This is a genomic window from Pseudomonas sp. S3_A09 (assembly GCF_054668065.1).
In genome coordinates this window covers 6,042,184-6,068,850 of the sequence record NZ_CP162752.1, presented here as the reverse complement: position 1 = coordinate 6,068,850, position 26,667 = coordinate 6,042,184, and the positions used below count along the sequence as shown (strand labels likewise).

Here is a 26,667-nt window from a genome sequence, read left to right as displayed (position 1 = left end):
GTGCCCGATTTTTCCAGACTAGCCCAGGAGTATGACTGTCTATGGATAGACACCGGCCCACATTTGGACCGCTGTTCATCCTGCTGCAGGGTATTTGCTGTCATCAAACCGTAACCCTCCCACCACCGTCCTGCCATATTCCCCCGCTAGTGTCCTCGCCAATGAGATCGATCTCAAGCGAGTGACAATGACTGACCTGAAAGACGTAGCACGGCTGGCTGGGGTATCCCGCGCCACCGCCGCCCGTACCTTTGCTTCCCCTGACCAGGTGCGCCCGACCACCCGTGAGCAGGTGTTCGCCGCCGCCCGTGAGCTGGGCTTTCGCCCCAATCTGCTGGGCCGCCAACTGCGCCTGCAAACCACCCAGTTGATTGGGGTGGTGGTGCCCAACCTGCTCAACCCGGTATTCGCTGAACAGTTCCAGGCCATGGAACGTGCGGCGCGGGCGCGCGGCTACAGCCTGTTGCTGGCGACCACCGACTACAGCAGCGAACGCGAGTGCAGTGTGGTCGAAGAGCTGCTGCGCCAGCGTGTCGACGGCCTGGTGCTGACGGTGACCGATGCCGAAAGCAACAGCGTGCTCAGCAGCCTTAACACCGAACAGACCCCGTTCGTGCTGGCCTACCACCAACCGAACAACCCCGACTACAGCGCCGTGTCGGTCGACAACCGCGCCGGCATGGCAATGGCTACCCGTTATCTGCTGGATGCGGGCCATCGACGCATCAGCATGGTCGCCGGCCCCGCGTTGCAGTCCGACCGTGCCCGCCTGCGCTACGCCGGTTATTGCGATGCCATGCTCGAATACAGCCTTGAGCCCCGCTCAGTGATCGAAATGCCGGCCCACACCCAGGCCGAATTCGCCGCCATCCAACCCGTTCTCCAAGGTGCTGATGCGCCCTCCGCGCTGGTGTGTTCCAACGACTTTCTGGCAATCAGCCTGATCGCCGAACTGCGCCGTAACGCCTGGAACGTGCCCGAACAACTCTCGGTGATGGGTTTCGACGGCATCAGCCTCGGCACTCAGATGCACCCGACCCTGTGCAGCGTGGTGCAGCCCATCGCCTTGCTGGCCAGCACCGTAATTGACCAACTGCTGGCGCAAATCGCCGGCAATGCCCCGACGTCCCATTGCCTGCCTTGCCATATCCGGCCGGGCGACAGTACTCAACCCCACGAGGAAACCCACGATGCGCGCACTCAGTAAAACCCTGGCAGCCGTGCTGCTCTGCGGTGCGGCCAGCCTGGCCCAGGCCGCCGACACTGCAATCTGCTACAACTGCCCGCCGGATTGGGCCGACTGGGGCACCCAACTCCAGGCCATCGCCGCCAGCACCGGTGTGCAAGTGCCGCTGGACAACAAGAACTCCGGCCAATCCCTGGCACAGTTGGTGGCGGAAAAAGCCGCACCGGTGGCGGACGTCGTTTACTACGGCGTGACCTTCGGCCTGCAGGCGCAAAAAGCTGAAGTGGTCGACACTTACAAGCCCAAGGCCTGGGACCAGATTCCTGCAGGTTTGAAAGACCCCGCCGGCCATTGGTTCGCGATCCATTCCGGCACCTTGGGCATTATGGTCAACGTCGATGCGCTCGGTGGTTTGCCGGTGCCGCACAGTTGGGCTGACCTGCTCAAGCCGGAATACAAAGGCATGGTTGGTTACCTCGACCCGTCCAGCGCCTTTGTCGGCTACGTCTCGGCAGTGGCGATCAACCGCGCCATGGGCGGCGACCTGGACAACTTTGCGCCGGCCATCGACTACTTCCAAAAGCTCGCGAAAAACACGCCCATCGTGCCCAAGCAAACGGCCTATGCGCGCGTGCTGTCTGGTGAGTTGCCGATCCTGGTGGACTACGACTTCAACGCTTACCGCGCGCGCTACAAGGACAAGGCCAACGTCGCCTTCGTGATCCCGGAGGAAGGCAGTATCAGCGTGCCCTATGTGATGAGCCTGGTGGCTAACGCGCCGCACCGCGCCAATGCGCAAAAGGTCCTCGATTTCGTGCTGTCGGACGAAGGCCAGGCACTCTGGGCCAAGGCCTACCTGCGCCCGGTGCGCCCGATGAAAATGCCGGCTGACGTAGCTGCACAGTTCCTGCCCGACAGCGACTACGCCCGCGCCGGGGTGGTGGACTACGAAAAAATGGCCGCCGTGCAGGAAACCTTCGCCGCCCGTTATCTGAACGAGGTCAAGTAAGTGGCAGCATCGTCAAGACATGCGGCCTGGGCGCTGGCCCCGGCCTTTGCGGTGCTGCTCGCGTTCTGGCTGTTGCCGCTGGCGCAATTGGTGGTGCTCGGTGCCGACAGCCGCGACAGTAACGGCAGCGGGTACTGGCAGGTGCTCAGCAGCGCGCAGTACTTGGGCAGCCTTGGGCAAACGTTGGTCCTGGCCGTGGTGGTAACGCTGGTTGCGTTGGTGATTGGCGGCATCAGCGGCGTATTCCTCGCCCGGCAGCAGTTTTTCGGGCGCTCGGCGTTGGTGGCATTGCTCACCTTTCCTTTGGCCTTTCCCGGTGTGGTGGTGGGCTTCCTGGTGATTTTGCTGGCTGGCCGACAAGGCCTGCTGGCCTCACTGGGCCTGCAACTGGCCGGCGAGCGCTGGATCTTTGCCTATTCGTTGGCGGGACTGTTTATGGGCTACCTGTACTTCTCGATTCCACGGGTGATCCTCACGGTGATGGCCGCGTGCGAAAGCCTTGACCGCAGCCTGGAGGAGGCTGCGCATTCCCTCGGCGCCGGGCATTGGCGCGTGGTGTGCGACGTGATCGTGCCGGGCCTGGCGCCCGCGTTGGCGTCCTGCGGCGCGATCTGTTTTGCCACGTCCATGGGGGCCTTCGGTACGGCCTTTACCTTGGGCACGCGACTGAATGTCACCCCGGTGGCGATCTACAACGTATTCACCAACTACGCCAACTTTGCCGTCGCCGCTGCGCTGTCGGTGGTGCTTGGCGTGGTGACCTGGGCGGTGTTGCTGCTCACGCGACGCCTGGTGAAAAACGCGGGAACTGTGCTGTGAAACGCTCATCACTGTTTGTGCTGCAACTGCTGTTCACCCTGCTGGTGTGTGCCTTCATGTTGGTGCCGGTGCTGATGTCTTTGCTGGCCGGCTTGACCCGCAACTTTTTCGTGGGGCTGTCCAGTGGCTTGACCTTTGATTGGTTGATCCAGGTGTGGCAGGCCTATTCGCCCACCGTGTGGTTGTCGCTGCAATTGGCGCTGGCCTGCGCGGTAGGTGTCTGCGTGATCGGCGTGCCGGCGGCCTACGCGCTGGTGCGGATGAACAACCGCTTCAGTCGCGCCTTCGAAGAGTTGATGGTGCTGCCGGTGGCGATGCCGGGGTTGGCCAGTGCGCTGGCCTTGCTGCTCACCTACGGCCAGTTCGGCAGTTTTCGTAGCAGTTGGCTGTTCATCCTGGTTGGCCATGTGCTGTTCACCTTGCCGTTCCTGGTACGCCCGGTGATGGCGGTGATGCAACGCCAGCAACTGCCGCTGCTGGAGGAGGCGGCGGCCAGTCTGGGCGCGGGTCCGATCAAACGCTTTTTCAGCGTGGTGGTGCCCAACTGCCGGGCGGGGATTCTGGCGGGTGTGCTGATGGTGGTGACCTTGTCCCTGGGTGAATTCAACCTGACCTGGATGCTCCACACCCCCATGACCAAGACGCTGCCCGTGGGCCTGGCCGACAGCTATGCCTCGGCGCGCCTGGAAATCGCCAGTGCCTACACCCTGATCTTTTTGCTGATGATCGTGCCGCTGCTGATTGCGTTGCAGGCCATCAGTGCCCGTTTGTCCCGTGGAGAACGTCGATGACCGCTATCACTATCCGCCTGCAAGGCTGTCGCAAGGCGTTCGCCGACGGCACCGTGGCCGTGCATGACTTGAACCTGACCGTCGAGGGCGGCGAAACCCTGGCGATCCTTGGCCCATCCGGCTGTGGCAAAACCACCACGTTGCGCCTGATCGCCGGCCTGGAGCGCCCGGATGTGGGCCAGGTGCTTTTCGGCGATCAGGACGTGACCCGCCTGCCCATCGAGCGCCGCGACGTGGGCATGGTGTTCCAGAACTATGCGCTGTTTCCCAACCTGAACGTGGCGGGCAACATTGTTTATGGCTTGAAGATTCGTGGCATGGGGGGAGTGGAGCGCGAGAAGCGCTGCGAAGAGCTGCTGGAGCTGGTGGGCTTGCAACACCACGGCAAGCGCAGCATCCACGAACTTTCCGGCGGCCAGCGTCAGCGCGTAGCACTTGCCCGCGCCTTGGCGCCACGTCCGAAAGTGCTGTTGCTGGACGAACCGCTGGCGGCCCTCGACGCGCAATTACGTGAGCGCCTGCGCAGCGAACTGAATGACCTGTTGCGCGGTCTTGGCATCACCTCGGTGTTCGTCACCCATGATCAGGGCGAAGCCATGGCCCTGGGCGATCGCATCCTGGTCATGGAGCACGGCCGTGTGGCGCAACTGGCCAGCCCGCGTGACATCTACCACAAACCTGCCAACGCCTTTGTCGCCGGCTTCGTCGGCAACCTCAATGCCTTTCCGGTCATCGAACCGTCGGCCCATGGCTTGAAAGTCTGCGGCGGCGAGTTGCCGTGGCACGCCGCCGAGCTGCCCAGCACAGTCTATTGCCGCCCCGAACACCTGAGGGTGATGGAGGGTGAGGGGCACCTGCACGGCCACCTGCTGGCGCAGTTCTTCCAAGGCGCGCAAAGCCGCCTGCTGGTGGATGTGGGCGGCCCGCAACCGCTGTTGGTCGACAGCAGCGACAACCAGTTGTACGCCGTCGGCGCGCCAATTGCCCTGGCGATTGCGCCGCACATGTTGTTCACCCTGAATGCTTGAGAATCTATTGTGAATCGACCGTTTCTTGTCGCGCAGATCAGCGACCTGCACCTTAAAGCCGGCCAGCGTCTCACTTATGGGGTCGTCGACACCTTGGGCGCATTGCGTCGCGCCGTCGACCACCTGAACGCCAGCGACCCGCGCCCCGATATCGTGGTGATCAGCGGTGATCTGGTGGACTTCGGCCGCGCCGATGAATACGCCGTGCTGCACCCCGAACTCGCCCGACTGCACATGCCGTACTACCTGGTCCCCGGCAACCACGACAGCCGCGGGCCGTTGCTGGAGGCGTTTCGTGATCACGCGTATTTGCCGTTGTCCGCAGAGGGTCCATTGGACTGGGTGGTGGACGAGCATCCGCTGCGCCTGATCGGTCTCGACTCCACCCTCCCGGGCAGTCACGGCGGCCAGCTGCATGACAGCCAATTGCAGTGGCTGGACGCGCAATTGTCCTTGCGCCCGGAGGCGCCGACCTTGTTGATCCTGCACCACCCGCCGTTCATCAGCGGCATTGGCCATATGGACCGCGAACCCTTCATCAATGCGGCCGCGCTGGAGCAGGTCGTTGCCCGCCATCCGCAAGTGGAGCGCCTGCTCTGTGGGCACTTGCACCGCCCCATGCAGCGCCGTTTCGGTGGCAGCTTGAGTTGTGTGTGCCCCGGCACCTCCCACCAAATCGTACTGGACCTACAAGAAGCGGCGCCCGCGCATTTCAACCTGGAGCCGGCGGGCTATCTGTTGCATCGCTGGGAGGCGCAACAGGGTTTGATCAGCCACAACGGCGTATTCGGGGACTACCCGGGGCCGTATCCGTTTTATGACGCTCATGGGTTAATTGACTGAGGTTGTGATGAAAGCCACTTTGAATGTGTTAAGCGTGTTGACCGGCAGCCTGGGCGTTGCCCTGAGCCCTTTGGCGTCGGCTGATTTCTTGAGCGACAGCAAAGCCAACTTGAGCATGCGCAACTTCTACTTCAACAACGACAACCGGGATGGCACCGCCGCCCCGTCGAAGACTGAAGAGTGGGGCCAGGCGTTTATCCTCAACTACCAGTCGGGCTTCACCGACGGCACCGTGGGGTTTGGTCTCGATTCCATCGGTATGCTTGGTGTCACCCTCGACAGCGGCGCCGGTCGCCATGTGGGCAGCTCGATGATCCCCAACGATGACGGCAAGGCCACCGACAACTGGGCCCGAGGTGGCGCCACCGCCAAGGCACGTTTTGCCAAGAGCGAACTGCGCTACGGTTACCTGCGCCCGAACCTGCCGATCCTGGTGAGCAACGACGGCCGCCTGTTGCCGCAGTCGTTCGACGGTGGGCAAATCACCAGCAAGGACATCGACAACCTGACCCTGATCGGCGGCCAACTGCAACACACCACCGGCCGTGGCTCCAGCGACCGTAGCGGTCTGGCGGTGGCGGGCGGCACCCAGGAAAGCAACACATTCAACTACGCCGGTGCCGATTATCAGGTGACCAAGGACCTGATGCTCCAGTACTACTACGCCAACCTCGAAGACTATTACCAACAGCACTTCGCCGGGCTGATCCACGTGTTGCCCCTGGGCGACTACGGCTCGTTGAAAACCGACCTGCGCTACTTCAAGACCACCTCCGACGGCAAGAACAGCAGCGTCGCCGGCCGTGCCGAAGGCTACAAGCTCGGCGGCTACACCAAGAACGGCACGGGTGAAATCGACAACAACACGTGGAGCGCGGCGTTCATCTACTCCCTGGGCCCGCACGCGATCACCGCCGGTTACCAACAGGTCTCGGACGACAGCAACTTCGCCCAACTCAACCAGGGTGGCCTGGTGAATAAAGGGGAGGGCGGTTCCAGCCTGTACCTCTACACCGACCGTACCGTGCAAACCTTCATCCAGGCCGGCGAGCGCACCGCCTTTGCGCAATACGCTTATGACTTCGCGTCACTCGGCGTACCGGGGTTGAAGGCCTCGGTGATGTACTTGAAGGGTGACCACATCCTCACCGCCAGCGGCAACGATGCGAGCGAGTGGGAGCGGGACATCTCGTTGGATTACGTGGTGCAGAGCGGGACGTTCAAAAACGTCGGGTTTGGCTGGCGCAACGGTGTGTCGCGCAGTGAAGTGGCGCGGGATCAGGATCAGAACCGGGTGTTTGTAAATTACTCGATTCCGTTGATGTAACGTCCCTTCAAACACCGCAAAGCCCAATGTGGGAGCCGTCGAACCCAGTGAGGTCGCGATGACCACAGCACTGTCGATAGAGATGCCGCCTGACACACGGCTATCGTCGCCTCGCTGAAGCTCGACAACTCCCACTTTTGCGCTCTGTCATTGAGCCTGCAGCATCTGTCTCAGCTGTGCCCCAAGGCTTTTGTGTGGGTGGCCGTGTCATCAGCCACTTGATCAAAACCACAGCGAAGGTAGAAAGCTGCCGCCTCAGAGGAATCGGTGGACAGACGTACCTGGTAAAAATGCACGGCAGCGTTTTCCAGCAATTGATGCACCAAGGCCTTTCCAGCCTGCCGCCCACGGTGATTGCGCTCTACGTAGACCCGGCGAAGCCGTCCAACGCCCGGTCCCGCAAAGGGATCACAAGACAGACCGCCGACTGCGATCAACTGCCCTTCACAAAACATCCCTAGAAAGCATTCACCCGGTTGATCAAATCGATGGGTGCCATCTTCCCACTCTGTGATCAATCGTGTCAGGAACCTGAAACCTTCGGCGACTGCCTGAACTTCGAGCGCGCGGATCTGCACCGGAAGTTGCTCCAGTTTACGTATCGAGACGTTTGCGTTGCGCTGACTCAAAGGAACTGTCCGTGAATCCAGGTTGCCTTGATTCGTTGTGTCCATGCCTGGTTTTATCCCGAAGAGTTCGACAAACACTATACCCGTGGCGAGGCAGCTTGCTCCCGCTGGAAGGCGCAGCATCATCCCCATATCGGCCACAACCACAAACGTACAAGAATCCCCCCAACGCCCCTCAGTAGACTCGCCGCACTCTTTCTACTGCAGGTCTCCCATGGACATCTTCCTCTACGCCTTCAGCGTCATGTACAGCCCCGGCCCCGTAAATTTCATGGGCCTTAACGCCGGGCTCACGGGGCAGTTCCGTCGCTCCACCGGGTTTTTCGTCGGCGTGGGGTGCGCGATGCTGGTGTTGTTCATGCTGTTCGGCTACACCGGCGAAGCGATCATTTCTCAGGCGGCGTTGCCCTATATCTCATTGATTGGCGGCGTGTACACCTTGTACCTGGCTTATCAGGTGTTCACCGCGCGCACGGTGGTCGATGAAGAAGCCTCAACCGCTCCGACCAGGACCCTCACGTTCTGGAACGGCCTGGTGATCCAGTTGCTCAACCCCAAAGGCATCATGGCGGTGCTGCCGATCACCAGCGTCATGCTGCCGGCGGCGCATATCACCGGGGTGTCGATTGCGGCGGTGTCGGGGTTGCTGGCCTTTGGCGCGTTTGGCGCGCCGTGGATCTATGCGTTGCTCGGCGCACTCCTGGGACGGCGGATCAACGGGACGTCAGCGTTTACGGTGTTCAACCGCTGTATGGGCCTGGCGCTGGCGGTGTGTGCGTATTTCATGTTTCACGCGTTCTATCTGCATCTGGTCGCGACATGAAGGGCCCTGGGCGCCTCGGTAGCCTGCATAGACCGAGGTGATGCAATCGCAGGCAAGCCAGCGCCCACAGAAAAGCTGTCCGGATTCTATAGATATTTGAGCCAGGCCAGGTCGCGGCGCCGCGCCTTCAGCCCGGCGAACCAATGTACCGGCGGGTACAGCGCCAGCGGCAGCAGCAGCGCCACCAGCCAAATGGCGCCCATGCCGTCAAAGCCGAAGTAGTTGCCGTGATTCAGGCCAAACAGCGCCACGCACACGACGTAGAGGATTTTCAGCACATACAGGTGCAGCAAATAAAAGAACATCGGCGCCGCCCCGAAGGTGGCGAGCATGCTGATCCAACGCTTGGCCCCAGCTTGTTCAAACGCCAGCAACAGCAACAATCCGATACCCAGCGTCAGGGCCAAAAACAGCAACGAAGGCGGGTACTTGGTGATGTTGAAAAAACTCATCAGGGTTTGCACGCCGTTGTCATAGGCTTGCCATGGTGTGTCGCCATACCCATTGGCCGCTCGCACCACCACGAACCCCACCCACGCACTCACACCGCCGAGCAACAGATAACGTTGGCGCAACGTCGGCTGCATGCTTTTGGCAAACCACGGGCCCAGGCAATAACCCAGGGCTATCACACCGATCCACGGCAGCACCGGATAAGTGATGCGCAGGCGCAGCGAGTCGCCCACCTCGATCCAACTGCGCTCATGCAGGATCGCCCATGGAACATGCAGTGCCGAACCGGTCTCGAAGTGCAGCCCGTCCAGCAGGTTGTGCCCGGCGATAATCACCACCGCCAACGCAATCAACAGCGGACGCGGCAACCACACCAGCGCGGCAAGGGCGATCATGCTCACGCCAATCGCCCAGATCACTTGCATGTAGATCACGCTGGGCGGCAACTGGAAGGTCCACGCGAAGTTGACCAAGGTGAATTCCAGCACCACCAGAAACAGCCCGCGCTTGAACAGGAACGCCGACACGTCGCGTCGGCCCTGGTATCTCTGGCCATACAGCCAGGCCGATAACCCCGTGAGCAACACAAACACGGGCGCACACAGGTGGGCGAGGGTACGGCTGACAAACAGCGCAGGCTCGGTGCTGTCGATGGTCATCGGGTCGCTGACCTGGCGGTGCAGCAGGAAGGTTTCGCGCACGTGGTCCAGCAGCATGAACAGGATCACCAGGCCGCGCAGGGCATCGATGGAGAGCAGGCGTTGGCGCAGGGGAACAGCATCGGTCATGGGCGGGGTCACAGGGCAGGGCGGAAGTGGGGTGTTATCCTATAACATTAGTGTGCGCGTTGCTGCGATTCGTTGCTCAAATTTGAATGCGATCAGCTCTTAACTGCTACCGGGGGCGGGGGATCGGCATGTCGTCTTCGCTCCCTCTGCCTGTCCAGGCGTTGTATTGCGAACATCGCCGGTTTCGGCAGCGAGCCGCACGCAGTCAAGTGCTCGGCAACAGTGGACTTCTGATCCGCAAACACGGTCCACTGTAGGCGCCGGCGAGCCGGTTCCTACAGGAGATAGCCCCGTGAGTGCGACCCAACACACCCCACAATCCGTCATCGAGTTCTGGAAACACGCCGGCCCCAAGCGCTGGTTTGCCAAGGACGAAGCCTTCGACGCCCGCTTTCGCGACACCTTCCACACCACCCACCTGCAAGCTGCCCGGCGTGAACTCGAACACTGGCTGGACTCTGCGCAAGGTGCCCTGGCCCTGCTGATCCTGCTCGACCAATACCCGCGCAACGCCTTTCGCGGCACCGCCCATATGTTCGCCACCGACCCGCTGGCACGCTTGTACGCCCGCCGCCTGGTCGACGCCGGGTTGGCTCAACAGATCGACCCGGGGTTGCGCGCATTCTGTTACCTGCCGTTCGAACATTCGGAAAACCCGGCGGACCAGCAGCGCTCGCTGATCCTCAACCAGGCATTGGACGCCAGCACCTACCATTGGGCCAAGGAGCATGCCCGGATCATCGAGCGGTTCGGGCGCTTTCCTCATCGGAATGAGGTGTTGGCTCGGGAGACCACGGAGGAAGAACGCGCCTTCCTGGACGAGGGTGGGTTTGCCGGCTAGGCCAGTATTCCGCCAAGGAATGCCCCCATAAAAACAGCGCATTGTCTTTCTTGCGGCACATCTCGTAGCGTGGTGTTCCCCTCAAGGAGAATCGTTATGCGCCTGTATGTTGACCATATGTACACCAGCCCCTACGCCCTGTCGGTGTTCGTCACGCTGCGCGAAAAAGGCCTGGCGTTCGAGACGATCACCCTGGACCTGGATGCCGCGCAACAGCACGCGGCCGACTTCGCCCGCCTGTCCCTGACCCAACGCGTACCGACCTTGGTAGAGGGCGACTTCGCCTTGTCGGAGTCCTCGGCGATCACCGAGTATCTGGAGCAAGCCTACCCCGGAACGCCGGTGTACCCGGCCAACCCAAAGCTGCGGGCGCGGGCGCGCCAGATACAGGCTTGGTTGCGCAGTGACTTGCTGCCGATCCGCCAGGAGCGTTCGACGATGGTGGTGTTCTACGGGCAGAAGATGCCGCCATTGTCCCCAGTCGCTGAAGCGGCGGCGGCCAAGTTGATCAGTGCGGCGCAGGACTTGTTGGTCGGCAACCCAGCGTATCTGTTCGGCGACTGGTCAATCGCCGATGTGGACCTGGCCGTGATGCTTAACCGCCTGATTCTCAACGGCGACAGCGTACCTGCCGAATTGGTGGAATACGCGCAGCGCCAGTGGCAGCGGCCCTCCGTACAGGCGTGGGTCAATCAGCATCGTCCTGCGCTGTAGAGCGCTCAGAGATTTGCAGGACCCGGCGATCCAGGTCCTCCCAATCCGCCATGCCCAGCACCCGCGTTGTGTTCAGGCCGCGCAGGTAACCGCGCAGTTGTTGGGCGCTGGCGCTGACTTGATCGTTGTCAGCCGCCTCGTCCAACAGCACGTTTTCATAATCGACCAGGTAATCGGCGACCCGCTCGCGAAACTCCGGTAGTACGGCTTCGCGGATGCGGTCGAAGGTTTTCTGGTGGGGCTTCATGGCGGGGTCCTTATAAGTTTTATGTCAGCACTATCGGTTCAGATAATAGTCACCATCATGGAACGCAAGTTCTGTTTTTGCGGGAAAAGCGCAAAATCACCCCATCGAGATGCTGTTCAAGGAAATACGCGATGAGGACGTTTATTCAGCTGGCTTTGATGACTTTGATGCTCGGCACGGTTGCCTTCAACAACGCGGCAGTCGCCGATGATCTGCGCACGCGCCATTTGCTACCTGTCAACGGTAGCGTAGAATCCCTGCAGCACGCGCAGTCGGTGGGTGTATTGCTGAGTGACAACACCCGCGACAACCTCAGCTACCTCGAACGCTACCACGACATGGCCTTGAATGGCGCCAGGGATGCCCTCGACGGGCGTATCCGCCAGGCGTTCGTCAACAGCTCCGACCCGGAGCTGGCCATCGATTGGTTGATGAGCTCGCTGCAAGGCACCTTTTTGTCGGTGACGGTCTACGACAACCTGGATGCCCTGGTGCAGGCTCACCCCGATGTGGTGGTGATGCTCGATACCCATAACCAGTTGCTGACCCAGCGTAACGACCAGGTCGAGGCGCGTTTCATTGCGCGGTTCTACGATGCGAACCTGCAATACATCGCCAAGGCCGAAGGCTCGGTGCACAAGCAGGTGCCATCGGTGTGGGTACGCGACAAGGCCGCGCCGGAAATTGCCGCGCAGATCGAGCAGCAGCGGGATGTGCAACTGGATGCCTTGAAGCAGTTCGATGCCTCGCTCAAAGCGTTGGTTCGTGCCGGTTGATGTGAACCTTTATTTTTATCGTCAGGAATTTTTGATGCGCGCTTTTTTCGCCCCGGCCTTGGCCCTTGCTTCCTTGTTGTTGGCCGGTTGTGTTTCCGCCCCCAACGCTCCAACCATGACCTTCCAGACCAGCAAAACGCCTGAAGCCTATGTGCAGTGTGTGTTGCCCAAGCTGGAAAAACACGGGATCGCCGCCACCGTGACGCAGAACTCGCGCCACGCCAAAGTGGTATTGACCAGCAAGATTGCCGCCGATGATGTGCTGGAAGCCTACAAGTCCCAGGACGGTGGCAAGGTGTTCCTGTATGAGCGCAAGCCGCTGGCGTCGACGATTAAGCCGTCGCGATTGGAACTTGCCGCACAGGAATGCAAGTAACACCGCCCCCTGTGGGAGCGGGCTTGCTCCCACATTTTGAAGTGTGTCAGGCCTAGGGTTTGGCTTCGTTGCTGAAGGCGTTGACCGTCTTGATCAACCCCTGCGCCGCCAACGCCACCAGCTCCCCACCTTTTTCCACTGTCGCCAGCGCCGGGTCCGAACCCATGCGTCCGTCCGGGAAGCGTGCGCGGAAGTCCAGGGCTTCACGGATCGGCCCGGTGTTGGCAATTTGCGGCGAGTAATCCGCCGTCTTGATCGCGTCCGGGTAGGCCCATTGGGTCACTGCAATCTCCGAAGGCGTGGCATGGCTGCCATGGCCCACCGGGAATTGGCGTTGCGCCAGGTCGTTCACACCTTCCAGGTCCCACCAGTTCACCAGCTTCAAGGCAAACCCGGCCGGGCGCCGGGCGAAGCTGGCTTCGGCGTACAGCTCGGAAAATGCGGCTTCAATGGTGGCGATATTGCCGCCGTGGCCGTTCAGAAACAGGATCTTCTCGAAACCATGCCCGGCCAGCGAACGCACCCAATCGCCAATCGCGGCGATAAAAGTGGAAGGGCGCAGGGAAATGGTGCCGGGAAAGCCCAGGTGATGCTGGGCCATGCCGATGTTGAAGGTGGGGCCGATCAGCAGGTCAGCGTTCTTCTGCGCTTCATGGGCGATGATTTCCGGGCACATCCAGTCGGTGCCCAGCAGGCCGGTGGGGCCATGCTGTTCGTTGGAACCGATCGGAATCACCACCGTGCGGTTGCGCTCCAGAAACTGCCCGATCTCGATCCAGGTGGATTTGTGTAGAAGCATGCGACGCTCTCTTTTATCTATGGGGACAGGCTATCCGCCACGGATTGTACGACTACTCGCCACCTGTTGGGGTTTGCAATTGAGGTAGGTCGAAGACTTCAACCAGCGCTGATCGGGGTACCACGAAAACATGAACTGCCCATCCTTGAGCTTATCCACTACCTGGCGCGCCACTTGCGGGCGCACGGCCGGGCAACCCTGGCTGCGGCCGATACGGCCTTCGCGCTTGCTCCACAGGGGGCTCACATAGTCGGCGGCGTGAATCACGATGGCACGATCGCGGGCCTGGTCATTGAAGCCCGGCTCCAGGCCGTCCATGCGCAGCGAGTAGCCGTGGGTGCCCAGGTAGCTTTCCTGGGTGCGGAACAGCCCAAGGCTGGACTGGTGGCTGCCTTCCAGGTTGGAGAACTGTGTGGCGAAGTTCTCCCCGGATTTGGCACCATGGGCCACCAGGTCGCGCAGCACCAGGGTCTTCTTGCGCAGATCGAAGATCCACAGCCGACGGGCGGTCGATGGCTGGGAGTAGTCAATAACCGCTAGGCGCTCGGAACGTTCTTCGCCGTTATTGACCGCACACTGCACCGCGTTGAGGGCGCTTTTGAGTACGGTGGGATTGAGTTCTGGAGCCGAGCGCGCCAGGCTGCTATACAAGTTAGGAGAGGTCTGATTGGCAGCAAGCGCAAAATCGCTCAGCGTAGCCAACGCCACGGTCATCAAACCGAGGCGGCGCATGAAAGTCAGCATCTACGAAGTGTCCCCCGGTGTGGATTGGAGCCTGGTCAATTGTTCAAAAAACACGCATGTTACTTGAGCATTTGCCTGCTCGTTGCACCATTGGTCGCGACAGCCGTCGCGCTGCCGGTCGGGCCGTTGCCGGTGACCACACCGGCGCCGGTCGATCTGGCACCCGTGCAACAGGCGTTGGCGCAACTGCCCAGTGTCTGCCCGGACCTGGCTCGGCAGGTCGACGCCGCCGCCCAGTTGCGCCTGCAAGCCTTCTACCAGCAGCAAGGCAACATGCCGCTGTGGTCCGCCGATGACCGTCGACAAGCCCTGCAATCTCAGTTGCTGATGCTCGCCGATGACGGCTTGGACCCTACCCACTATAGCTTGCCTGTGCCAGATGCCACGGCTAACGTGCTGTGCAGCGATATCACCAGCAGCCAGCACTACCTGCAAGCCCTGCAGGATCTTCATTACGGCCGCCTGCAGCAATCGCGCTTCGAACCGCTGTGGCACGCTCAACCACCCACCCGCGACCCCAACGTCGAAGTGCTGGCGTTTGCGGCCCAAGGTCTGCAAGACATGGCCCAGGCGTTCGACCAGGCACGGCCCAGTGCCGATTTGTATCGCAGCCTGCGCAACGCTTATTCCACCGTGCGCCAGCAACCCTTACCGCATTGGGACCCTGTGGCCAGCGGCCCGCTGCTGCGTCCGGGCATGGAAGACCCACGCGTGCCGGAGCTGGCGCGGCGCCTGATCAGTGGCGGCTACCTGGCCAACGCGCCCAGCGGCAAGCAGTACCGTGATGAACTGGTCAAGGCGGTCAAGGCCTTTCAGCTCAGCCATTCGTTGCAGGCCGACGGGGTGATCGGCGCCGGCACTGTGGCCGAATTGAACATCAGCCCGGCGGTGCGCCGCGAACAACTGCGCATCAACCTCGAACGTTTTCGCTGGCTGGCCCAGGACTTGGAGCCCGAAGGCGTGTTGGTCAACGTCGCTGCCGCGCAACTGAGCGTGTACCAGAGCGGCATCCCGGTCTGGCAAACCCGCTTGCAAGTCGGTCGCGCCGAACGTCAGACGCCGCTGCTCAAATCGCGCATTACCCGGCTGACCCTCAACCCCACCTGGACCATCCCGCCCACCATCATGCGCGAGGACAAACTCCCGGCCATCCGCCTTAACCCCGAATACCTGCGCCAGCAGAACCTGCAAGTACTGGACGCCGAAGGCCACCCGCTGACTGCCGAACAGGTGGACTGGGCCCGACCCGGCAATATCCTGCTGCGTCAGGAAGCCGGTCCGCGCAATCCGCTGGGCAAGATCGTGATGCGTTTTCCCAACCCGTACTCGGTGTACCTGCATGACACGCCGAGCCAACCGCTGTTTACCAAAGGACCGCGGGCATTCAGTTCGGGATGCGTGCGGGTCGAGCAACCGTTGTTGCTTCGGGATTTACTGGTGAGCCCGGCTGAGCGCGCCCGTACCGATGAGCTGCTGGCTACCGGCCTGACCCATGAGTTCAGGTTGGCCACGCCGGTACCGGTGCTGTTGAGTTATTGGACGGTTGAGGTCAATCGCGAGGGCGGGTTGGTGTATGCGCCGGATATCTATGGGCGGGACCTGGTGTTGATGAAGGCGATGGGGAGCGTGCTTTGAGCGTCGCCAGCACTCTTGTTACCGCCTCATCCGGCGTCATGAGTGCGGTGTCGAGCGTCATCGGCACTTCGGCCCACGCCTCGTACTCATGCGCCAGCACCGACTCCCAAGGGGGTGGAGCCAGGCCGGGAATATCTCCCGTGCGGGCTTCCACCCGCCGTTGATGTTCCTGCCGGTCAGAACAAATCACCCGAATATCCAGCAACTGCGCACCTGCCATTGCCGCCGATGTTTTCCACGCCTCCCGGCTTTCCTTGACCGGGTTCACGCAGTCAGCCACCACCGCATGCCCCAATCGCAGATTGCTCAACGCCAAGGCATTCGCTACCCCATAACCGCTGGCACCCACATCGCTCGCCAACACGCCCGCGTCACGGATCGCCTGCTCAATCACATCGATGCGCAGGTACACTGCGCCGATCTGGCCTGCCAGCGCCTGGGCGATGGTGGTCTTGCCGGTGCCGGGCAGTCCGCTGAAGACAATTAGCATGGGTGGCTCTCGATAAGATGGGTGCGGTTCAGGGTATCCTTCAGTTCCCCATCGGTCGACCACAGGAAAGCCCATGCCTCTGCCGTTTGTGAAAATGCACGCCCATGGCGATGATTTCATCATCATCGATCGCCGGGGCCTGCACGATCCGATTACCGCGAAAGTTGCCCGCCAACTCGGTAACCGCCACACCGGTATCGGTTTCAACCAACTGGCCGTGCTGCTCGATTGTGATGACGCCGCCGCGCGCATCAAATTCTGGAACCCCAACGGTACGCTGCTGGCCACCTGCGGCAGTGCCACCCGTGGCGTGGCTGACCGTCTGATGCATGAGGCGGGCACGGATTCGGTGGTGCTGCGTACTGACCGCGGTTTGCTGACCTGTGCGCGGGCTGCGGGGCGGCAAATTTCGGTGAACATGGGTGAGCCGTCGCTGGACTGGTCGGCCGTGCCGCTGGCCGAGGCCATGGATACGCTCACCTTGCCCATCGATGGCAACCCGGCGGCGTGCAGCATGGGCAATCCGCATTGCACCTTTTTCGTGGAAGACCTCACGGCTGTCGACGTGGCGACCGTGGGCCCGGCGCTGGAAATTCACCCATTGTTCCCAGCCAAGACCAATGTGCATTTCGTGCAGGTGCTCGACCGTGGTCATATCCGCCTGCGCATCTGGGAGCGCGGCGGTGGCGTGCCGCTGGGTTCCGGGTCGTGCTGCTGTGGCGCGGTGGTCAATGGGATCCGCCGTGGCTTGCTGGACGCCACGGTGCAGGTGCACTGCGACGGCGGCACGGTGACTGTGCACTGGGCGGGCGAGGGGGCAGTGGTGCTCACAGGCAGCGTGGAGCCGGTGATGCAGGGCAGCGCCTACGTAGGCTGAAAGTTGACGGTAAACGTCGTGCCGCCCGTGACACAGGAACTCACCGCTACATCGCCGCCATGCACCCTGGCCAATTCGCGCACGATGTACAGGCCAAGGCCGACGCTGCGTACGTCACTGCCCTGATCGGTACCACGTGTCATGGGCTCGAACAATTCGGCCAGCAACGCTTTCGGGATCACTCGGCCGTAGTTATGTACCGACACTTCGCACCGGTTATCTCCCAGGCGTGAAGTGATGGTGATTGGTCGTTGCGGGTCACCATACGCCACGCTGTTCGCCACCAGATTACCGATGATCTGCTGCACGCGGTCGGCGTCCAGACTGGCGTCGCCATTGCCATCGGCGAGGTGCACCAAGGATGCCTTGGGAAAGGCCACGCGCAGTTCATCCACAGCACGATGAATCACCTCATGCAGGTCCAGCGGCGCTGCCTTGATGGTGATGCCCTGGCCGACGCGTGCCTGGGTGAAGTCCAGCAGGTCGGCGATCATGCGTTGGGCACGCTCGGACGACTGGCCGATATGCCCGAGCAGTTGGCGTTCCTTGGTCGTGCGTTCGCCCCTTGCCAGAAAATCCGAGGCCATACGTATGGCGGTCAGCGGGTTTTTCAGGTCATGGCTGACAATCGCCACCATTTGCTCGGCAAACCGTGCGCGACTCTGGGAAATGGCATAGGCCTCGTGCAATTCGGCCTGGGCGTGCTGCAGGGCAAGTTCGGTGTCAGTCTTTTCCTGAAGCAAGGCCTCGGCCAGTTTGCGTGCATTGAGCAGCTCGCGCTCGTACTTGTCACGGTCAGTGGTGCCGAACAGCGCCAGGTCGTGTACCACGGCATCGGTCTGTTCTCGCTTGATACCGTTGAGCAGTACGGTCACTTTGTGGCCGTCACGGTGCAGCATGTCGAGTTTCACTTCGGTGACGCTGCCGCGCATGCGCAGCATCGGCGCCAGATGGGTCTGGTGGAAGATTTGCCCGCCCATGGTCAGCAAATCCTGAAAACGCTTGCCGCACAGCTCAGTCGTGCTGAACCCCAGCCACTCGCTGAACCGCGCATTGACTTGCAGGATCGTGCCGTCCTCTGCCGTGACGGCGAGGGCGCAGGCGGCGCTGTCGAACAGATCAGTCGGCACGTGCAGCCGCCCAAGGGGCCAGGAAGCTGTGCATGGCGGTTGCACAGGCGTGCGGCGCGCTCATGTGCGGGCAATGGCCGACGTTGTCCACCAGGCAATAGGTGCTATTGGGCAACACGCTGTGCAGGTATTCACCTACGGCGACCGGGGCAATCAGGTCGTCGCTCGATTGCAGGACCAGTACCGGAGTGGCCAGGCCGATCACGTCCTGGCGGTTATCCGACATGAAAGTCACCCGTGCAAATTGCTTGGCGATCTCAGGTTCGGTGCGGCAAAAGCTGTCGGTCAATTCCTGGCTCAACGCCGGTTGCCCAGGCGCGCCCATGATCACCGGCGCCATGGCGCTGGACCAACCGAGGTAGTTGCTGTCGAGGGTGTCGAGCAGGTCCTGGATATCGCCCCGTTTGAAGCCGCCGACATAACCGTCGGCGTCGATGTAGCGCGGCGAGGGGCCGATCATGACGTGGGCGGCAATACGGTTGGGGGGCTGGCGGTCGGCGAGGGTGCTGATCATGGCGCTCACCGAATGGCTCACCAAGATCACTGGGCCCACGGCGAAGGCGTCAATGATCTCGTTCAAATCGCGCGCGTAACCGTCGAGGGAACTGTATTTGGCCTTGTCGAACGCACTGAGGTCCGACAGGCCGGCGCCCACCAAGTCGTACATCACCACGCGAAAACGCTCGGAAAATTGCGGGGCCAGGTAGTTCCACATCGCCTGGTTGCAGCCGAAGCCGTGGGAGAACACCAGGGTCGAACTGCCGTTGCCCATCACACTGACATTGTTGCGGTGGCGTAGATCCATGGGCTTTCCGGTTGTGGCGTTTTGCTATGCGTGAAGGGAGTTTAAATAGTCAACGGCGTGGGGTCACGCGATATAGTGCGGATAAGGTAAAGTCGCCGCCTTCAGGAAGAAACTTCAGGTAACAAAACATGATGGCGATTCTGCGGCAATCCGTCTTGAGTCTGGTGGCGCTGGTGTTCTTAGGCCTTTTGAGCACCGCCCAGGCGGACACTTCACCGATTGGCGTCGCCCTCGACCAACGGGTGATCGACCTCACCGACACCCTGGATGCCAGCACCACCACCCGTCTGAAAAACCAACTGGCCGACCTTGAGCAGCGCAAGGGCGCGCAGGTGGCCGTGCTACTGGTGCCCACCACCGGCGGTGCGAGCATTGAGGATTACGCCAATCAACTGTTCCGCGCCTGGAAGTTGGGACGCAAGGGCGTCAATGACGGCGTCCTGCTGGTGGTGGCCAAGGAGGACCGTAAGGTGCGTATTGAGGTGGGGTACGGCCTGGAGGGTACGGTGACTGACCTGCTGGCACACCGCATCATCGAAGAACACATCACCCCGGCCTTCCGCCAGGGGGATTTTGCCGGCGGTGTTTCCCAGGGGGTAAACGACTTGGTGGTGCTGGTGGACGGCGGCGACCTGCCCAAAATCGCCGGGCCAGGGGCGAATCCTCAGTTCATTGCGATAGCGCTGGCGTTTGTCATCGGCGCCATTGGCGGTGTGCTGATCAGCGCCGGTAGGCTTCACTGGCGCCGCGCCTTGATTGCGATGGCGGCCGTCACCGTGCTGCTGGCGATTTTTGGTGGGGGCCGCGACTGGCTGATGTTCCTGCTGGTGCTGCCATTGACCCTGCTGATCGGCGGCGCGACGTTTGGTGCGTTGTGGATGGCCCGCTCGGTGTTTTACGGCGTGGTTGCGCTGCTGGCCTACATCCTTGGGTTGGTGGTGGTTGATCAGCGATATGCCGACGTCAACTTCATTCATTGGTTGGTGTTTCCGCTGGGTGCGTTGCTGGCGTTGGGGTTGTACCTGGTCCTGTTGATGATCATGAAGGACGCCTGGAAGCAGAGCCGCGTAGGGTTTATTGCGCGACTGGTGGCCGCGGTGGGGGTGTATGTGGCGGCGGGGATGCTGATGGAACTCGGCCGTAACGGTTGGTTGTACGCCTTCCCGATAGCCTCGTTCGCAGCGCTGTTCATTTTTGGCAAGACCAGCGGCGGGTCTGGGTCCGGGTCGAGTGGTGGCTCAAGCTCGGGTTCCAGCAGCTCCAGTTCCAGTAGCAGTTCTTCCGGTGGCGGAGGCTCCAGTGGGGGTGGCGGGGCATCCGGAAGCTGGTAAAGGCGCCAGGCTGCGTGTAATCCACCGATCTCTGCACGCCGCCCCCGGGCTGGACGTGCGCAGACCGCTTCGCGGCTGCCGCGTCATCCCTTCAATAAATAATGCAAACAGCTCCGCCAGGGATAGTCCGCCCCGCTGTAGAAGCGTCAGGTCAGGACGATGTAGTCATTCTGCTGGCGGATCGGCTGGTGCGGGCCCTGTACCAAGTGAACATAGCGACCGTCCACCAGATCGATCGGCAGGCAATCATCGATATCCAGTACGCCGTCGGTGTGGGCCTGGGACCACTGGCGCAGCATTTGTTGCTTGCCCTTGCTCGTAGCCTCCTGTTTATTGCGGGCCACCACCAACAGGTAGTGGTGGGCTTCGCCAAAGCTGTTGGCTTCATAACCGCCAAGGTTAATGAAGTACAGGTGATGCGCGCCGGCAGCAGGCGCCAGGGGGCTGAACTCGACTTTCCAACCGTCGACGCCATCCACCGCCATCCACGCATCGATATGCATACCCTTGGGGCCGCCAAACCAGCCATCGCGCAGTTGCGGGTAGGTGGCCTCCAGCGTGTCCGCGACAACAAATACCACATCGTGTACTTCAATTTTCGCCCGGGGGTGCTTACCCCCGAGCATGACGACAAACAGCATTACAGGTTCTTCCTGGCGACTTGGCAGAGGCTAACCATACTTCGATTGAACCCTTTTGTCCGGCCAATGCCACACTGTTAATCCGCGAACTCATGAGGAGGTTGTCATGCGCACCATCGATCTGGCGGGTGTTCCCGTTCCTGTTATCGGCCAGGGAACCTGGCGCATGGGCGAAAACCCCGACCAGCACCGCGCTGAAGTCGCGGCGTTGCAATTGGGCATCGACGAGGGCATGACCCTGATCGATACCGCCGAAATGTACGGCGATGGTGGCGCCGAAACAGTGGTCGGCGAAGCCATTCGTGGCAAGCGCGACCAGGTATTTCTGGTGAGCAAGGTCTACCCGCACAACGCCAGTCACAAGGGCGTGCCCCGCGCCTGTGAAGCCAGTCTCCAACGCCTGGGCACGGACTACATCGATCTTTATCTGTTGCACTGGCGCGGCCAGTACCCCCTCGAAGAAACCGTCGAAGCCTTCGAACGCCTGCGCGAAGCCGGCAAAATCGGACGTTGGGGGGTGTCCAATTTCGATGTGGCCGACCTGCAGGAACTCGCATCCCCGGCCTGCGCCACCAACCAGGTGCTCTACAACATCGAAGAGCGTGGCATCGAATTCGACCTACTGCCGTGGTGGCAACAGCATCACTTGCCCTTGATGGCGTATTGCCCGATCGCCCAAGGTGGTGAGTTGTTGTCCAGCCCGACCCTCAAGCAGATCGCCCACCGCCATGAGGTCACACCCGCGCAGGTCTCCCTGGCCTGGGTGTTACGCCAGGATGGCGTGATCGCAATCCCCAAGGCCGTCACCCCTGAGCACGTGCGGCTCAATGCGGCCGCCGCCAAGCTGGTACTGGATGAGCACGACCTGGAGGCGATTGATCGCGTGTTTGGCGCACCCAAACGCAAACATCCACTGGCGATGGTTTAGCCCCTTCGCAGGGACGGCGCCATCCTTGGCGCCGTCCCTGCGTCAAGCCGGTTTAACCTGCAACCGGGCTACGCCAGTCATCTGACCCTGATGTGCCGGACACTTCGTGGGTCCACACGATCTTGCGATAGGTGAAGTAAACGTCTTCCAAGTGAGTGAAATGAGCGTTGTCCGGATCCTGGCAGTTCGGCATGCGTGACTGGATGTCCACGATGGTCGCCCCCTCCAGTTCAATCGTAAAGTAGTGCTCCTGGGTGCCGGCCGACGAGGTGCGCAACCATTCCAGCCGGCACTTGACCTCTTCGCCGCTGGTCAATGCACTGAACAGCAACGGTGAGGATTTATCGAAGACTTTGCTGATCATCATGGGCTTATGCACCCTCTGGCCCGTTGGTTGGCCGGATTGAGGGTCACGCGGAATGATCACCTGGTGAGAAAAGGCCTGGACCAGGATCTGGTCCTCATGGCCTTCCTGATAAATGTTACCTACCGAGTCCTGGGTAAACGTGCCTGCCGTGATCAAACCTTGTTTGACGCCGGTGACGGAGAGATACGCGGGTGTTGGCATGACGGGTTTCCTTGTCTGATTGAAGAGGTAGTTCCAACCGATAATTACGCGGGTTGGGAAAGGTGCCTAGTACAAGAACCGTGCCTGAAAGTACGCGGGCCAATAAACATTGAGGTGTGGCGTTATATAAGTTCGTTTTTTGGATTGTGTGGGATGAACTTTGTGGGTGTAAACCGTATTTAATTGCGCAGCTGTGCGCATTTAGTTGCTCAGTTGGAAGAATGGTTGAATGTCGAAGTTTTAAGGTCAAGTTGAGCGCATAAGCATGAATGGGTGCGCAAAATGCTGCGCAGTGGCCCATTTAATAAGGTTGTAGGAAAAGGATTAAGTGTCATTCCGTCGCTTGCTGAATGATTTGGGCGTGGCTAAGGTTCGGGAACTTTGCAGAAGTTAGGGCAAGGTTCAGATGCCTTCTAATGCGTATTTCAAGTGCGGTTAGTTGGCTGCTCACGTATTGGTTAGTTGCGCCTGGTGCGAAATGTCTTATTCGGACACGCTGTGTGATTATTATCTTGAGGTTGCAAGGTCGCCTTGTTCGCAAACATGTTTTGCGGGCGGCGATATGCGCTTTTCAAGTGAATATGAATGCCTGGAATCCGAGTTGACCAAGGCGCAATCCATTCATGGCACCCGCCAGCCTGATTGGCACAAGATCCTGGAAACCAGCGAACGCCTGTTGCGCCAGCAATCCAAGGATCTACGCGTGGCGGTGTGGATGACCTGGGCGTTGTACCAACGTGAGTCTTATCCTGGCTTGCTGGCGGGTCTCGGGTTGCTGCGCTATCTCTGTGAGCATCATTGGTTGGAGAGCTACCCCGAAAAACTGCGTACCCGAAGCGCAGCGTTCGCCTGGCTGGTGTTGCGCATTGAGCCTCTGTTTGCACAGGGCCTGCCACTCCAGAACCAGCAGCTGTTGTTCCGCGCCGTGCTTGAGCACCTGACGAGCCTTGAAGAGCTGTGGGGCAGGCACTTGGGGGACGACGCGCCGCTGCTGCTGCCGATTCGCAGGCAATTGGCCCAACGGCTGGAGCAGGCGCTTCAGGCTGATGCCCCGGCAGCAGGCTTGAGCGGCGTCATTGCCCAGGTCAAGCAGGCGACCAGTCAATTGCTCAAATCCGAGCCCGTGGTGGACAACGAAAAAGACGCAGGCAAGTTGCTACGCACTTTGCAGGAGCAGGCCCGTCCGTTGTGTGCCTGGTGGTTGCGCCAGAACGCCACCGATCTACGCGCCCTGCGTCTCAACCGAACGTTGAACTGGCTCGTCCTGAGCGGATATCCGGACGCCGACAGCGAACGGGTTACCACCCTGCGTGGGCCAGCCCCTGAAAAACTCAAGCGTTATCAGGAGCGTTTTGCTCAAGGGCATCACGCCGACCTGGTACTTGAACTCGAAGCCAGTCTCGCCGGTGCGATGTTCTGGTTTGACGGGCTGCACATGCTCTGGCAATGCCTGGAAGCCTTGCGGGCCGAACAGGCCATGATCGAGTTGGAAGTGACCTTCGCCTTGCTGCTGCAACGTCTGCCGGACCTGCCGTCCTTCTGTTTTCACGACGGCATCCCTTTTGCCGACGCCGCCAGCCGTGACTGGATCACGCTGCAGGTCAGCCGTCATCTGCAAACACCCGAATCAGCCGCCGTGGTGATTGATACCGAAGCCGAGCCTTGGGAGAGCGCCTTGCAGGCAGTCGCACCCCGGTTGCGACAGGACGGGCTCAAAGCCGCGATCCATGAACTCAAACAAGGGATGTATGCCGCTCGCAGCGAACGCGCGCGATTTCATTGGCGGCTTGCCCAGGCGCGCCTGTGTGTGCAGGCCGGCAAGCATGAGCTGGCGAAGATCCAGCTCGAACACCTGGACCACGAACTGCAACACACAGGTCTTGAGCACTGGGAGCCGGAGTTGGCCCTTCAGGTCACCCAGCTTCTGTATCGCTGCTGCGACCTGTTGCCACAAAACCACGCAGTGCGTGAGCGCAAGGAAGACACCCATCGCAGGCTGTGCCTCTTCGATCTGGAAGCGGTACTTGAATAGGCTTTCGAGCCACTGAATAAGGAAATACACCATGGCCAAAGACGTTTCGGTCGCCCCCAAGGAGCGTATCAACATCACTTTCAAGCCCGCTGTAGGCGGGGCGCAGGAAGAAGTCGAGCTGCCGTTGAAGCTGTTGGTGCTGGGCGATTTCACCCAGCGTGAAGATGCTCGCAAGCTCGAAGATCGAAAGCCAATTGCGATCGATAAGAACACCCTGGATGACGTGTTGGCCAAACAGGCGTTGAGCCTGACGCTGAACGTCCCTAACCGTCTGCAGGAGGATGCAGACGTTGAGGAACTGGCCATTCAGGTAAGCATTAATTCCATGAAGGATTTTAATCCCGCGAACCTGGTAGAGCAGGTGCCCGAGTTGCACAAGCTGATGGCGTTGCGCGAGGCGTTGATGGCGCTCAAAGGCCCGTTGGGCAACACGCCGAGCTTTCGCAAGGCTATCGAGCAGGCCCTGGCCGATGACGATTCCCGTGCCCGGGTATTGGCGGAGCTGGGGCTGGACACGCCTGACGCCTGACATTTTTCAGTAAAAGGACACTGACCGCATGACGACACAACAGCACTCACTGCCTGCACAAACCGCTGATCAATACAGCATTCTCGACAACATCGTTGCACAGACTCTGCTGAGTGCGGACGACGAGGCGTATGGCATTGCCAAGCGTGGCGTCTCTGCGTTCATCGAAGAGCTGATCAAGCCGCAGAACCGTGGCGAGCCCGTCAAGAAGCGGCTGGTGGATCGGATGATTGCCGAGATCGACACGAAGCTCAGTCTTCAGATGGATGAGATTCTGCACCACCCGGATTTCCAGGCCTTGGAAGCTTCCTGGAAAGGTTTGCAGTTGTTGGTTGATCGCACCAATTTTCGCGAGAACATCAAGATCGAACTGCTGAACATCTCTCGGCAGGACCTGCTTGAAGATTTCGAGGACTCTCCGGAAGTGACCCAGTCCGGGCTGTACAAGCATATCTACAGTGCGGAATACGGTCAGTTCGGTGGCCAGCCTGTGGGCGCGATTATCGCCAATTACTTTCTGTCCCCCAGCGCACCCGACGTGAAGCTGATGCAATACGCATCCAGCGTGGCCTGCATGGCCCATGCGCCGTTTATCGCAGCTGCCGGGCCTGGGTTCTTCGGGTTGGAAAGTTTCACCGGCCTACCGGATCTCAAAGATCTGAAAGACCATTTCGAAGGCCCTCAATTCGCCAAATGGCAAAGCTTTCGCCAAAGCGAAGACGCACGCTATATCGGCTTGACCGTGCCGCGTTTCCTGCTTCGTACGCCCTACGATCCCCTTGAATGCCCGGTCAAGACCTTTGCTTATCAGGAAAACGTGGTCAATAGCCATGAGCACTACCTGTGGGGCAACACTGCCTACGCCTTTGCTACGCGTTTGACCGACAGTTTCGCGCGCTTTCGCTGGTGTCCGAACATCATCGGCCCGCAAAGCGGTGGCGCGGTGGAGGACTTGCCGCTGCATCACTTCCACAGCATGGGTGAAATTGAAACCAAGATCCCGACTGAAGTGCTGGTTTCCGATCGGCGTGAATACGAGCTGGCGCAGGAGGGCTTCATTGCCTTGACGATGCGCAAGGGTAGCGACAATGCAGCATTTTTTTCCGCCAGTTCGGTTCAGAAGCCGAAACACTTCGGTCTCAGTCCAGAAGGCAAGGAGGCCGAGCTGAATTACCGCCTGGGCACTCAATTGCCCTACATGATGGTGGTGAATCGCCTGGCCCACTACCTCAAGGTCTTGCAGCGCGAGCAATTGGGGTCGTGGAAGGAGCGCACTGACCTGGAGCTTGAACTCAACAAGTGGATTCGCCAGTACGTCGCCGATCAGGAAAACCCCAGTGCCGAAGTGCGTGGGAGGCGACCCTTGCGGGCGGCCCGCATCGTTGTCAGCGATGTCGACGGCGAACCCGGTTGGTACCGCGTCAACTTGAGTGTGCGCCCGCACTTCAAGTACATGGGGGCGGATTTCACATTGTCCTTGGTCGGCAAGCTCGACAAAGAATGAGCAG

The 26,667-nt window shown here is 60.6% G+C and carries 29 protein-coding genes; 19 read left to right on the top strand and 10 right to left on the bottom strand.

Annotated features, from left to right (window positions below):
- Positions 1–187 precede the first annotated feature (187 nt).
- Genes AB4N92_RS28145 through AB4N92_RS28115 form a run of 7 tightly spaced genes read left to right on the top strand, consistent with a single transcriptional unit; the run spans position 188 to position 7,003 of the window.
- A complete protein-coding gene (locus AB4N92_RS28145) occupies positions 188–1,207 on the top strand; it encodes a LacI family DNA-binding transcriptional regulator (RefSeq protein WP_021491597.1) in 1,020 nt (339 codons plus the stop codon).
- On the top strand, positions 1,191–2,195 hold the full coding sequence (locus tag AB4N92_RS28140; protein WP_236267269.1) for an ABC transporter substrate-binding protein: 1,005 nt from the start codon (positions 1,191–1,193) through the stop codon (positions 2,193–2,195). Before AB4N92_RS28145 ends, AB4N92_RS28140 begins: the two co-directional genes overlap by 17 nt.
- Positions 2,196–3,014: an ABC transporter permease gene (locus AB4N92_RS28135; RefSeq protein WP_236267270.1), complete on the top strand. Its 819-nt coding sequence runs from the start codon at positions 2,196–2,198 to the stop codon at positions 3,012–3,014. It begins immediately after the preceding gene.
- Positions 3,011–3,805: an ABC transporter permease gene (locus tag AB4N92_RS28130; protein ID WP_010209920.1), complete on the top strand. Its 795-nt coding sequence runs from the start codon at positions 3,011–3,013 to the stop codon at positions 3,803–3,805. The genes AB4N92_RS28135 and AB4N92_RS28130 overlap by 4 nt, the downstream gene beginning before the upstream one ends.
- Positions 3,802–4,833 carry an ABC transporter ATP-binding protein gene (locus AB4N92_RS28125; protein ID WP_010209921.1) on the top strand — a complete coding sequence of 344 codons (1,032 nt, stop codon included), beginning with the start codon at positions 3,802–3,804 and terminating at the stop codon, positions 4,831–4,833. The genes AB4N92_RS28130 and AB4N92_RS28125 overlap by 4 nt, the downstream gene beginning before the upstream one ends.
- 9 nt (positions 4,834–4,842) lie before the next feature.
- Entirely contained in the window at positions 4,843–5,676 is an 834-nt protein-coding gene (locus AB4N92_RS28120; protein ID WP_042572216.1) for a phosphodiesterase, read from the top strand.
- 7 nt (positions 5,677–5,683) lie between these two features.
- A complete protein-coding gene (locus tag AB4N92_RS28115; protein WP_236267272.1) occupies positions 5,684–7,003 on the top strand; it encodes an OprD family porin in 1,320 nt (439 codons plus the stop codon).
- Between the two features lie 170 nt (positions 7,004–7,173).
- Here the strand turns inward: AB4N92_RS28115 and AB4N92_RS28110 are convergent, their stop codons facing one another.
- Positions 7,174–7,758: a GNAT family N-acetyltransferase gene (locus AB4N92_RS28110; protein ID WP_329605893.1), complete on the bottom strand. Its 585-nt coding sequence runs from the start codon at positions 7,756–7,758 to the stop codon at positions 7,174–7,176.
- Between the two features lie 88 nt (positions 7,759–7,846).
- Between AB4N92_RS28110 and AB4N92_RS28105 the strand changes: the two genes are divergently transcribed.
- On the top strand, positions 7,847–8,455 hold the full coding sequence (locus tag AB4N92_RS28105; protein WP_176332325.1) for a LysE family translocator: 609 nt from the start codon (positions 7,847–7,849) through the stop codon (positions 8,453–8,455).
- Positions 8,456–8,541: 86 nt separating this feature from the next.
- Here the strand turns inward: AB4N92_RS28105 and AB4N92_RS28100 are convergent, their stop codons facing one another.
- Positions 8,542–9,696, bottom strand: coding sequence for a DUF1624 domain-containing protein (locus AB4N92_RS28100; protein ID WP_187517012.1), 1,155 nt, complete (start codon positions 9,694–9,696; stop codon positions 8,542–8,544).
- 292 nt (positions 9,697–9,988) lie between these two features.
- Here AB4N92_RS28100 and AB4N92_RS28095 point away from each other — a divergent pair, with 292 nt between their 5' ends.
- A complete protein-coding gene (locus AB4N92_RS28095) occupies positions 9,989–10,537 on the top strand; it encodes a DUF924 family protein (protein WP_045792002.1) in 549 nt (182 codons plus the stop codon).
- A gap of 96 nt (positions 10,538–10,633) precedes the next feature.
- Complete coding sequence (gene yfcF, locus AB4N92_RS28090) at positions 10,634–11,251, top strand: glutathione transferase (protein ID WP_236267274.1); 618 nt, start codon at positions 10,634–10,636, stop codon at positions 11,249–11,251.
- Here the strand turns inward: yfcF and AB4N92_RS28085 are convergent.
- Entirely contained in the window at positions 11,226–11,498 is a 273-nt protein-coding gene (locus AB4N92_RS28085) for a hypothetical protein (RefSeq protein WP_010209937.1), read from the bottom strand. The two genes, yfcF and AB4N92_RS28085, sit on opposite strands and share 26 nt — an antisense overlap.
- Before the next feature lie 131 nt (positions 11,499–11,629).
- Between AB4N92_RS28085 and AB4N92_RS28080 the strand changes: the two genes are divergently transcribed.
- Both AB4N92_RS28080 and AB4N92_RS28075 read left to right on the top strand, forming a co-directional pair.
- Positions 11,630–12,274, top strand: coding sequence for a hypothetical protein (locus AB4N92_RS28080; RefSeq protein WP_010209938.1), 645 nt, complete (start codon positions 11,630–11,632; stop codon positions 12,272–12,274).
- 34 nt (positions 12,275–12,308) lie between these two features.
- Positions 12,309–12,650, top strand: coding sequence for a hypothetical protein (locus tag AB4N92_RS28075; RefSeq protein ID WP_047541642.1), 342 nt, complete (start codon positions 12,309–12,311; stop codon positions 12,648–12,650).
- A 52-nt stretch (positions 12,651–12,702) separates the two neighbouring features.
- On the opposite strand, the gene AB4N92_RS28070 is transcribed toward AB4N92_RS28075, so the two are convergent.
- Together AB4N92_RS28070 and AB4N92_RS28065 are read right to left on the bottom strand one after the other, a co-directional pair.
- Positions 12,703–13,449: a creatininase family protein gene (locus AB4N92_RS28070; RefSeq protein ID WP_021491591.1), complete on the bottom strand. Its 747-nt coding sequence runs from the start codon at positions 13,447–13,449 to the stop codon at positions 12,703–12,705.
- A gap of 30 nt (positions 13,450–13,479) precedes the next feature.
- The gene (locus AB4N92_RS28065) at positions 13,480–14,193 is read right to left on the bottom strand and encodes a murein L,D-transpeptidase catalytic domain family protein (protein WP_044287298.1); all 714 of its coding nucleotides are present in this window, start codon (positions 14,191–14,193) and stop codon (positions 13,480–13,482) included.
- 39 nt (positions 14,194–14,232) lie between these two features.
- On the opposite strand from AB4N92_RS28065, the gene AB4N92_RS28060 reads away from it, so the two are divergent.
- Positions 14,233–15,828 (top strand): L,D-transpeptidase family protein, encoded by a 1,596-nt coding sequence (locus tag AB4N92_RS28060; protein WP_236267275.1) that lies wholly within the window; start codon positions 14,233–14,235, stop codon positions 15,826–15,828.
- On the opposite strand, the gene AB4N92_RS28055 is transcribed toward AB4N92_RS28060, so the two are convergent.
- Positions 15,743–16,318, bottom strand: coding sequence for a P-loop nucleotide/nucleoside kinase family protein (locus AB4N92_RS28055; protein ID WP_154847139.1), 576 nt, complete (start codon positions 16,316–16,318; stop codon positions 15,743–15,745). The two genes, AB4N92_RS28060 and AB4N92_RS28055, sit on opposite strands and share 86 nt — an antisense overlap.
- A 73-nt stretch (positions 16,319–16,391) precedes the next feature.
- Here AB4N92_RS28055 and dapF point away from each other — a divergent pair, with 73 nt between their 5' ends.
- The gene (dapF, locus tag AB4N92_RS28050) at positions 16,392–17,195 is read left to right on the top strand and encodes a diaminopimelate epimerase (RefSeq protein WP_010209946.1); all 804 of its coding nucleotides are present in this window, start codon (positions 16,392–16,394) and stop codon (positions 17,193–17,195) included.
- Here the strand turns inward: dapF and AB4N92_RS28045 are convergent.
- Positions 17,183–18,325 (bottom strand): PAS domain-containing sensor histidine kinase, encoded by a 1,143-nt coding sequence (locus tag AB4N92_RS28045; protein ID WP_010209947.1) that lies wholly within the window; start codon positions 18,323–18,325, stop codon positions 17,183–17,185. The two genes, dapF and AB4N92_RS28045, sit on opposite strands and share 13 nt — an antisense overlap.
- The gene (locus AB4N92_RS28040) at positions 18,315–19,130 is read right to left on the bottom strand and encodes an alpha/beta fold hydrolase (RefSeq protein ID WP_460128865.1); all 816 of its coding nucleotides are present in this window, start codon (positions 19,128–19,130) and stop codon (positions 18,315–18,317) included. The genes AB4N92_RS28045 and AB4N92_RS28040 overlap by 11 nt, the downstream gene beginning before the upstream one ends.
- 128 nt (positions 19,131–19,258) lie before the next feature.
- On the opposite strand from AB4N92_RS28040, the gene AB4N92_RS28035 reads away from it, so the two are divergent.
- Complete coding sequence (locus tag AB4N92_RS28035; protein WP_045792005.1) at positions 19,259–20,461, top strand: TPM domain-containing protein; 1,203 nt, start codon at positions 19,259–19,261, stop codon at positions 20,459–20,461.
- Between the two features lie 146 nt (positions 20,462–20,607).
- Here AB4N92_RS28035 and AB4N92_RS28030 read toward each other — a convergent pair whose 3' ends face one another.
- Positions 20,608–21,102 (bottom strand): DUF1543 domain-containing protein, encoded by a 495-nt coding sequence (locus tag AB4N92_RS28030; RefSeq protein ID WP_010209951.1) that lies wholly within the window; start codon positions 21,100–21,102, stop codon positions 20,608–20,610.
- A gap of 106 nt (positions 21,103–21,208) precedes the next feature.
- Between AB4N92_RS28030 and AB4N92_RS28025 the strand changes: the two genes are divergently transcribed.
- A complete protein-coding gene (locus AB4N92_RS28025; protein ID WP_010209952.1) occupies positions 21,209–22,030 on the top strand; it encodes an aldo/keto reductase in 822 nt (273 codons plus the stop codon).
- A gap of 52 nt (positions 22,031–22,082) precedes the next feature.
- Here the strand turns inward: AB4N92_RS28025 and AB4N92_RS28020 are convergent, their stop codons facing one another.
- Positions 22,083–22,598, bottom strand: a complete 516-nt coding sequence (locus AB4N92_RS28020) for an Hcp family type VI secretion system effector (RefSeq protein WP_010209954.1) — start codon at positions 22,596–22,598, stop codon at positions 22,083–22,085.
- A 478-nt stretch (positions 22,599–23,076) separates the two neighbouring features.
- On the opposite strand from AB4N92_RS28020, the gene tssA reads away from it, so the two are divergent.
- Genes tssA through tssC form a run of 3 tightly spaced genes read left to right on the top strand, consistent with a single transcriptional unit; the run spans position 23,077 to position 26,663 of the window.
- On the top strand, positions 23,077–24,630 hold the full coding sequence (gene tssA, locus AB4N92_RS28015) for a type VI secretion system protein TssA (RefSeq protein ID WP_106119123.1): 1,554 nt from the start codon (positions 23,077–23,079) through the stop codon (positions 24,628–24,630).
- Positions 24,631–24,661: 31 nt separating this feature from the next.
- Positions 24,662–25,159, top strand: coding sequence for a type VI secretion system contractile sheath small subunit (tssB, locus tag AB4N92_RS28010; protein WP_106119124.1), 498 nt, complete (start codon positions 24,662–24,664; stop codon positions 25,157–25,159).
- Positions 25,160–25,187: 28 nt separating this feature from the next.
- Positions 25,188–26,663: a type VI secretion system contractile sheath large subunit gene (gene tssC / locus AB4N92_RS28005; RefSeq protein ID WP_044287290.1), complete on the top strand. Its 1,476-nt coding sequence runs from the start codon at positions 25,188–25,190 to the stop codon at positions 26,661–26,663.
- The last annotated feature ends 4 nt before the right edge of the window (positions 26,664–26,667 follow it).

Coding starts and splice junctions, on each gene's coding strand:
- AB4N92_RS28145 (WP_021491597.1), top strand. CDS start 188: ATGACTGACCTGAAAGACGTAGCACGGCTGGCTGGGGTATCCCGCGCC.
- AB4N92_RS28140 (WP_236267269.1), top strand. CDS start 1,191: ATGCGCGCACTCAGTAAAACCCTGGCAGCCGTGCTGCTCTGCGGTGCG.
- AB4N92_RS28125 (WP_010209921.1), top strand. CDS start 3,802: ATGACCGCTATCACTATCCGCCTGCAAGGCTGTCGCAAGGCGTTCGCC.
- AB4N92_RS28115 (WP_236267272.1), top strand. CDS start 5,684: ATGAAAGCCACTTTGAATGTGTTAAGCGTGTTGACCGGCAGCCTGGGC.
- AB4N92_RS28110 (WP_329605893.1), bottom strand. CDS start 7,758: ATGATGCTGCGCCTTCCAGCGGGAGCAAGCTGCCTCGCCACGGGTATA.
- AB4N92_RS28105 (WP_176332325.1), top strand. CDS start 7,847: ATGGACATCTTCCTCTACGCCTTCAGCGTCATGTACAGCCCCGGCCCC.
- AB4N92_RS28100 (WP_187517012.1), bottom strand. CDS start 9,696: ATGACCGATGCTGTTCCCCTGCGCCAACGCCTGCTCTCCATCGATGCC.
- yfcF (WP_236267274.1), top strand. CDS start 10,634: ATGCGCCTGTATGTTGACCATATGTACACCAGCCCCTACGCCCTGTCG.
- AB4N92_RS28085 (WP_010209937.1), bottom strand. CDS start 11,498: ATGAAGCCCCACCAGAAAACCTTCGACCGCATCCGCGAAGCCGTACTA.
- AB4N92_RS28080 (WP_010209938.1), top strand. CDS start 11,630: ATGAGGACGTTTATTCAGCTGGCTTTGATGACTTTGATGCTCGGCACG.
- AB4N92_RS28075 (WP_047541642.1), top strand. CDS start 12,309: ATGCGCGCTTTTTTCGCCCCGGCCTTGGCCCTTGCTTCCTTGTTGTTG.
- AB4N92_RS28070 (WP_021491591.1), bottom strand. CDS start 13,449: ATGCTTCTACACAAATCCACCTGGATCGAGATCGGGCAGTTTCTGGAG.
- AB4N92_RS28065 (WP_044287298.1), bottom strand. CDS start 14,193: ATGCTGACTTTCATGCGCCGCCTCGGTTTGATGACCGTGGCGTTGGCT.
- AB4N92_RS28055 (WP_154847139.1), bottom strand. CDS start 16,318: ATGCTAATTGTCTTCAGCGGACTGCCCGGCACCGGCAAGACCACCATC.
- dapF (WP_010209946.1), top strand. CDS start 16,392: ATGCCTCTGCCGTTTGTGAAAATGCACGCCCATGGCGATGATTTCATC.
- AB4N92_RS28040 (WP_460128865.1), bottom strand. CDS start 19,130: ATGGATCTACGCCACCGCAACAATGTCAGTGTGATGGGCAACGGCAGT.
- AB4N92_RS28035 (WP_045792005.1), top strand. CDS start 19,259: ATGATGGCGATTCTGCGGCAATCCGTCTTGAGTCTGGTGGCGCTGGTG.
- AB4N92_RS28030 (WP_010209951.1), bottom strand. CDS start 21,102: ATGCTGTTTGTCGTCATGCTCGGGGGTAAGCACCCCCGGGCGAAAATT.
- AB4N92_RS28025 (WP_010209952.1), top strand. CDS start 21,209: ATGCGCACCATCGATCTGGCGGGTGTTCCCGTTCCTGTTATCGGCCAG.
- AB4N92_RS28020 (WP_010209954.1), bottom strand. CDS start 22,598: ATGCCAACACCCGCGTATCTCTCCGTCACCGGCGTCAAACAAGGTTTG.
- tssA (WP_106119123.1), top strand. CDS start 23,077: ATGTCTTATTCGGACACGCTGTGTGATTATTATCTTGAGGTTGCAAGG.
- tssB (WP_106119124.1), top strand. CDS start 24,662: ATGGCCAAAGACGTTTCGGTCGCCCCCAAGGAGCGTATCAACATCACT.
- tssC (WP_044287290.1), top strand. CDS start 25,188: ATGACGACACAACAGCACTCACTGCCTGCACAAACCGCTGATCAATAC.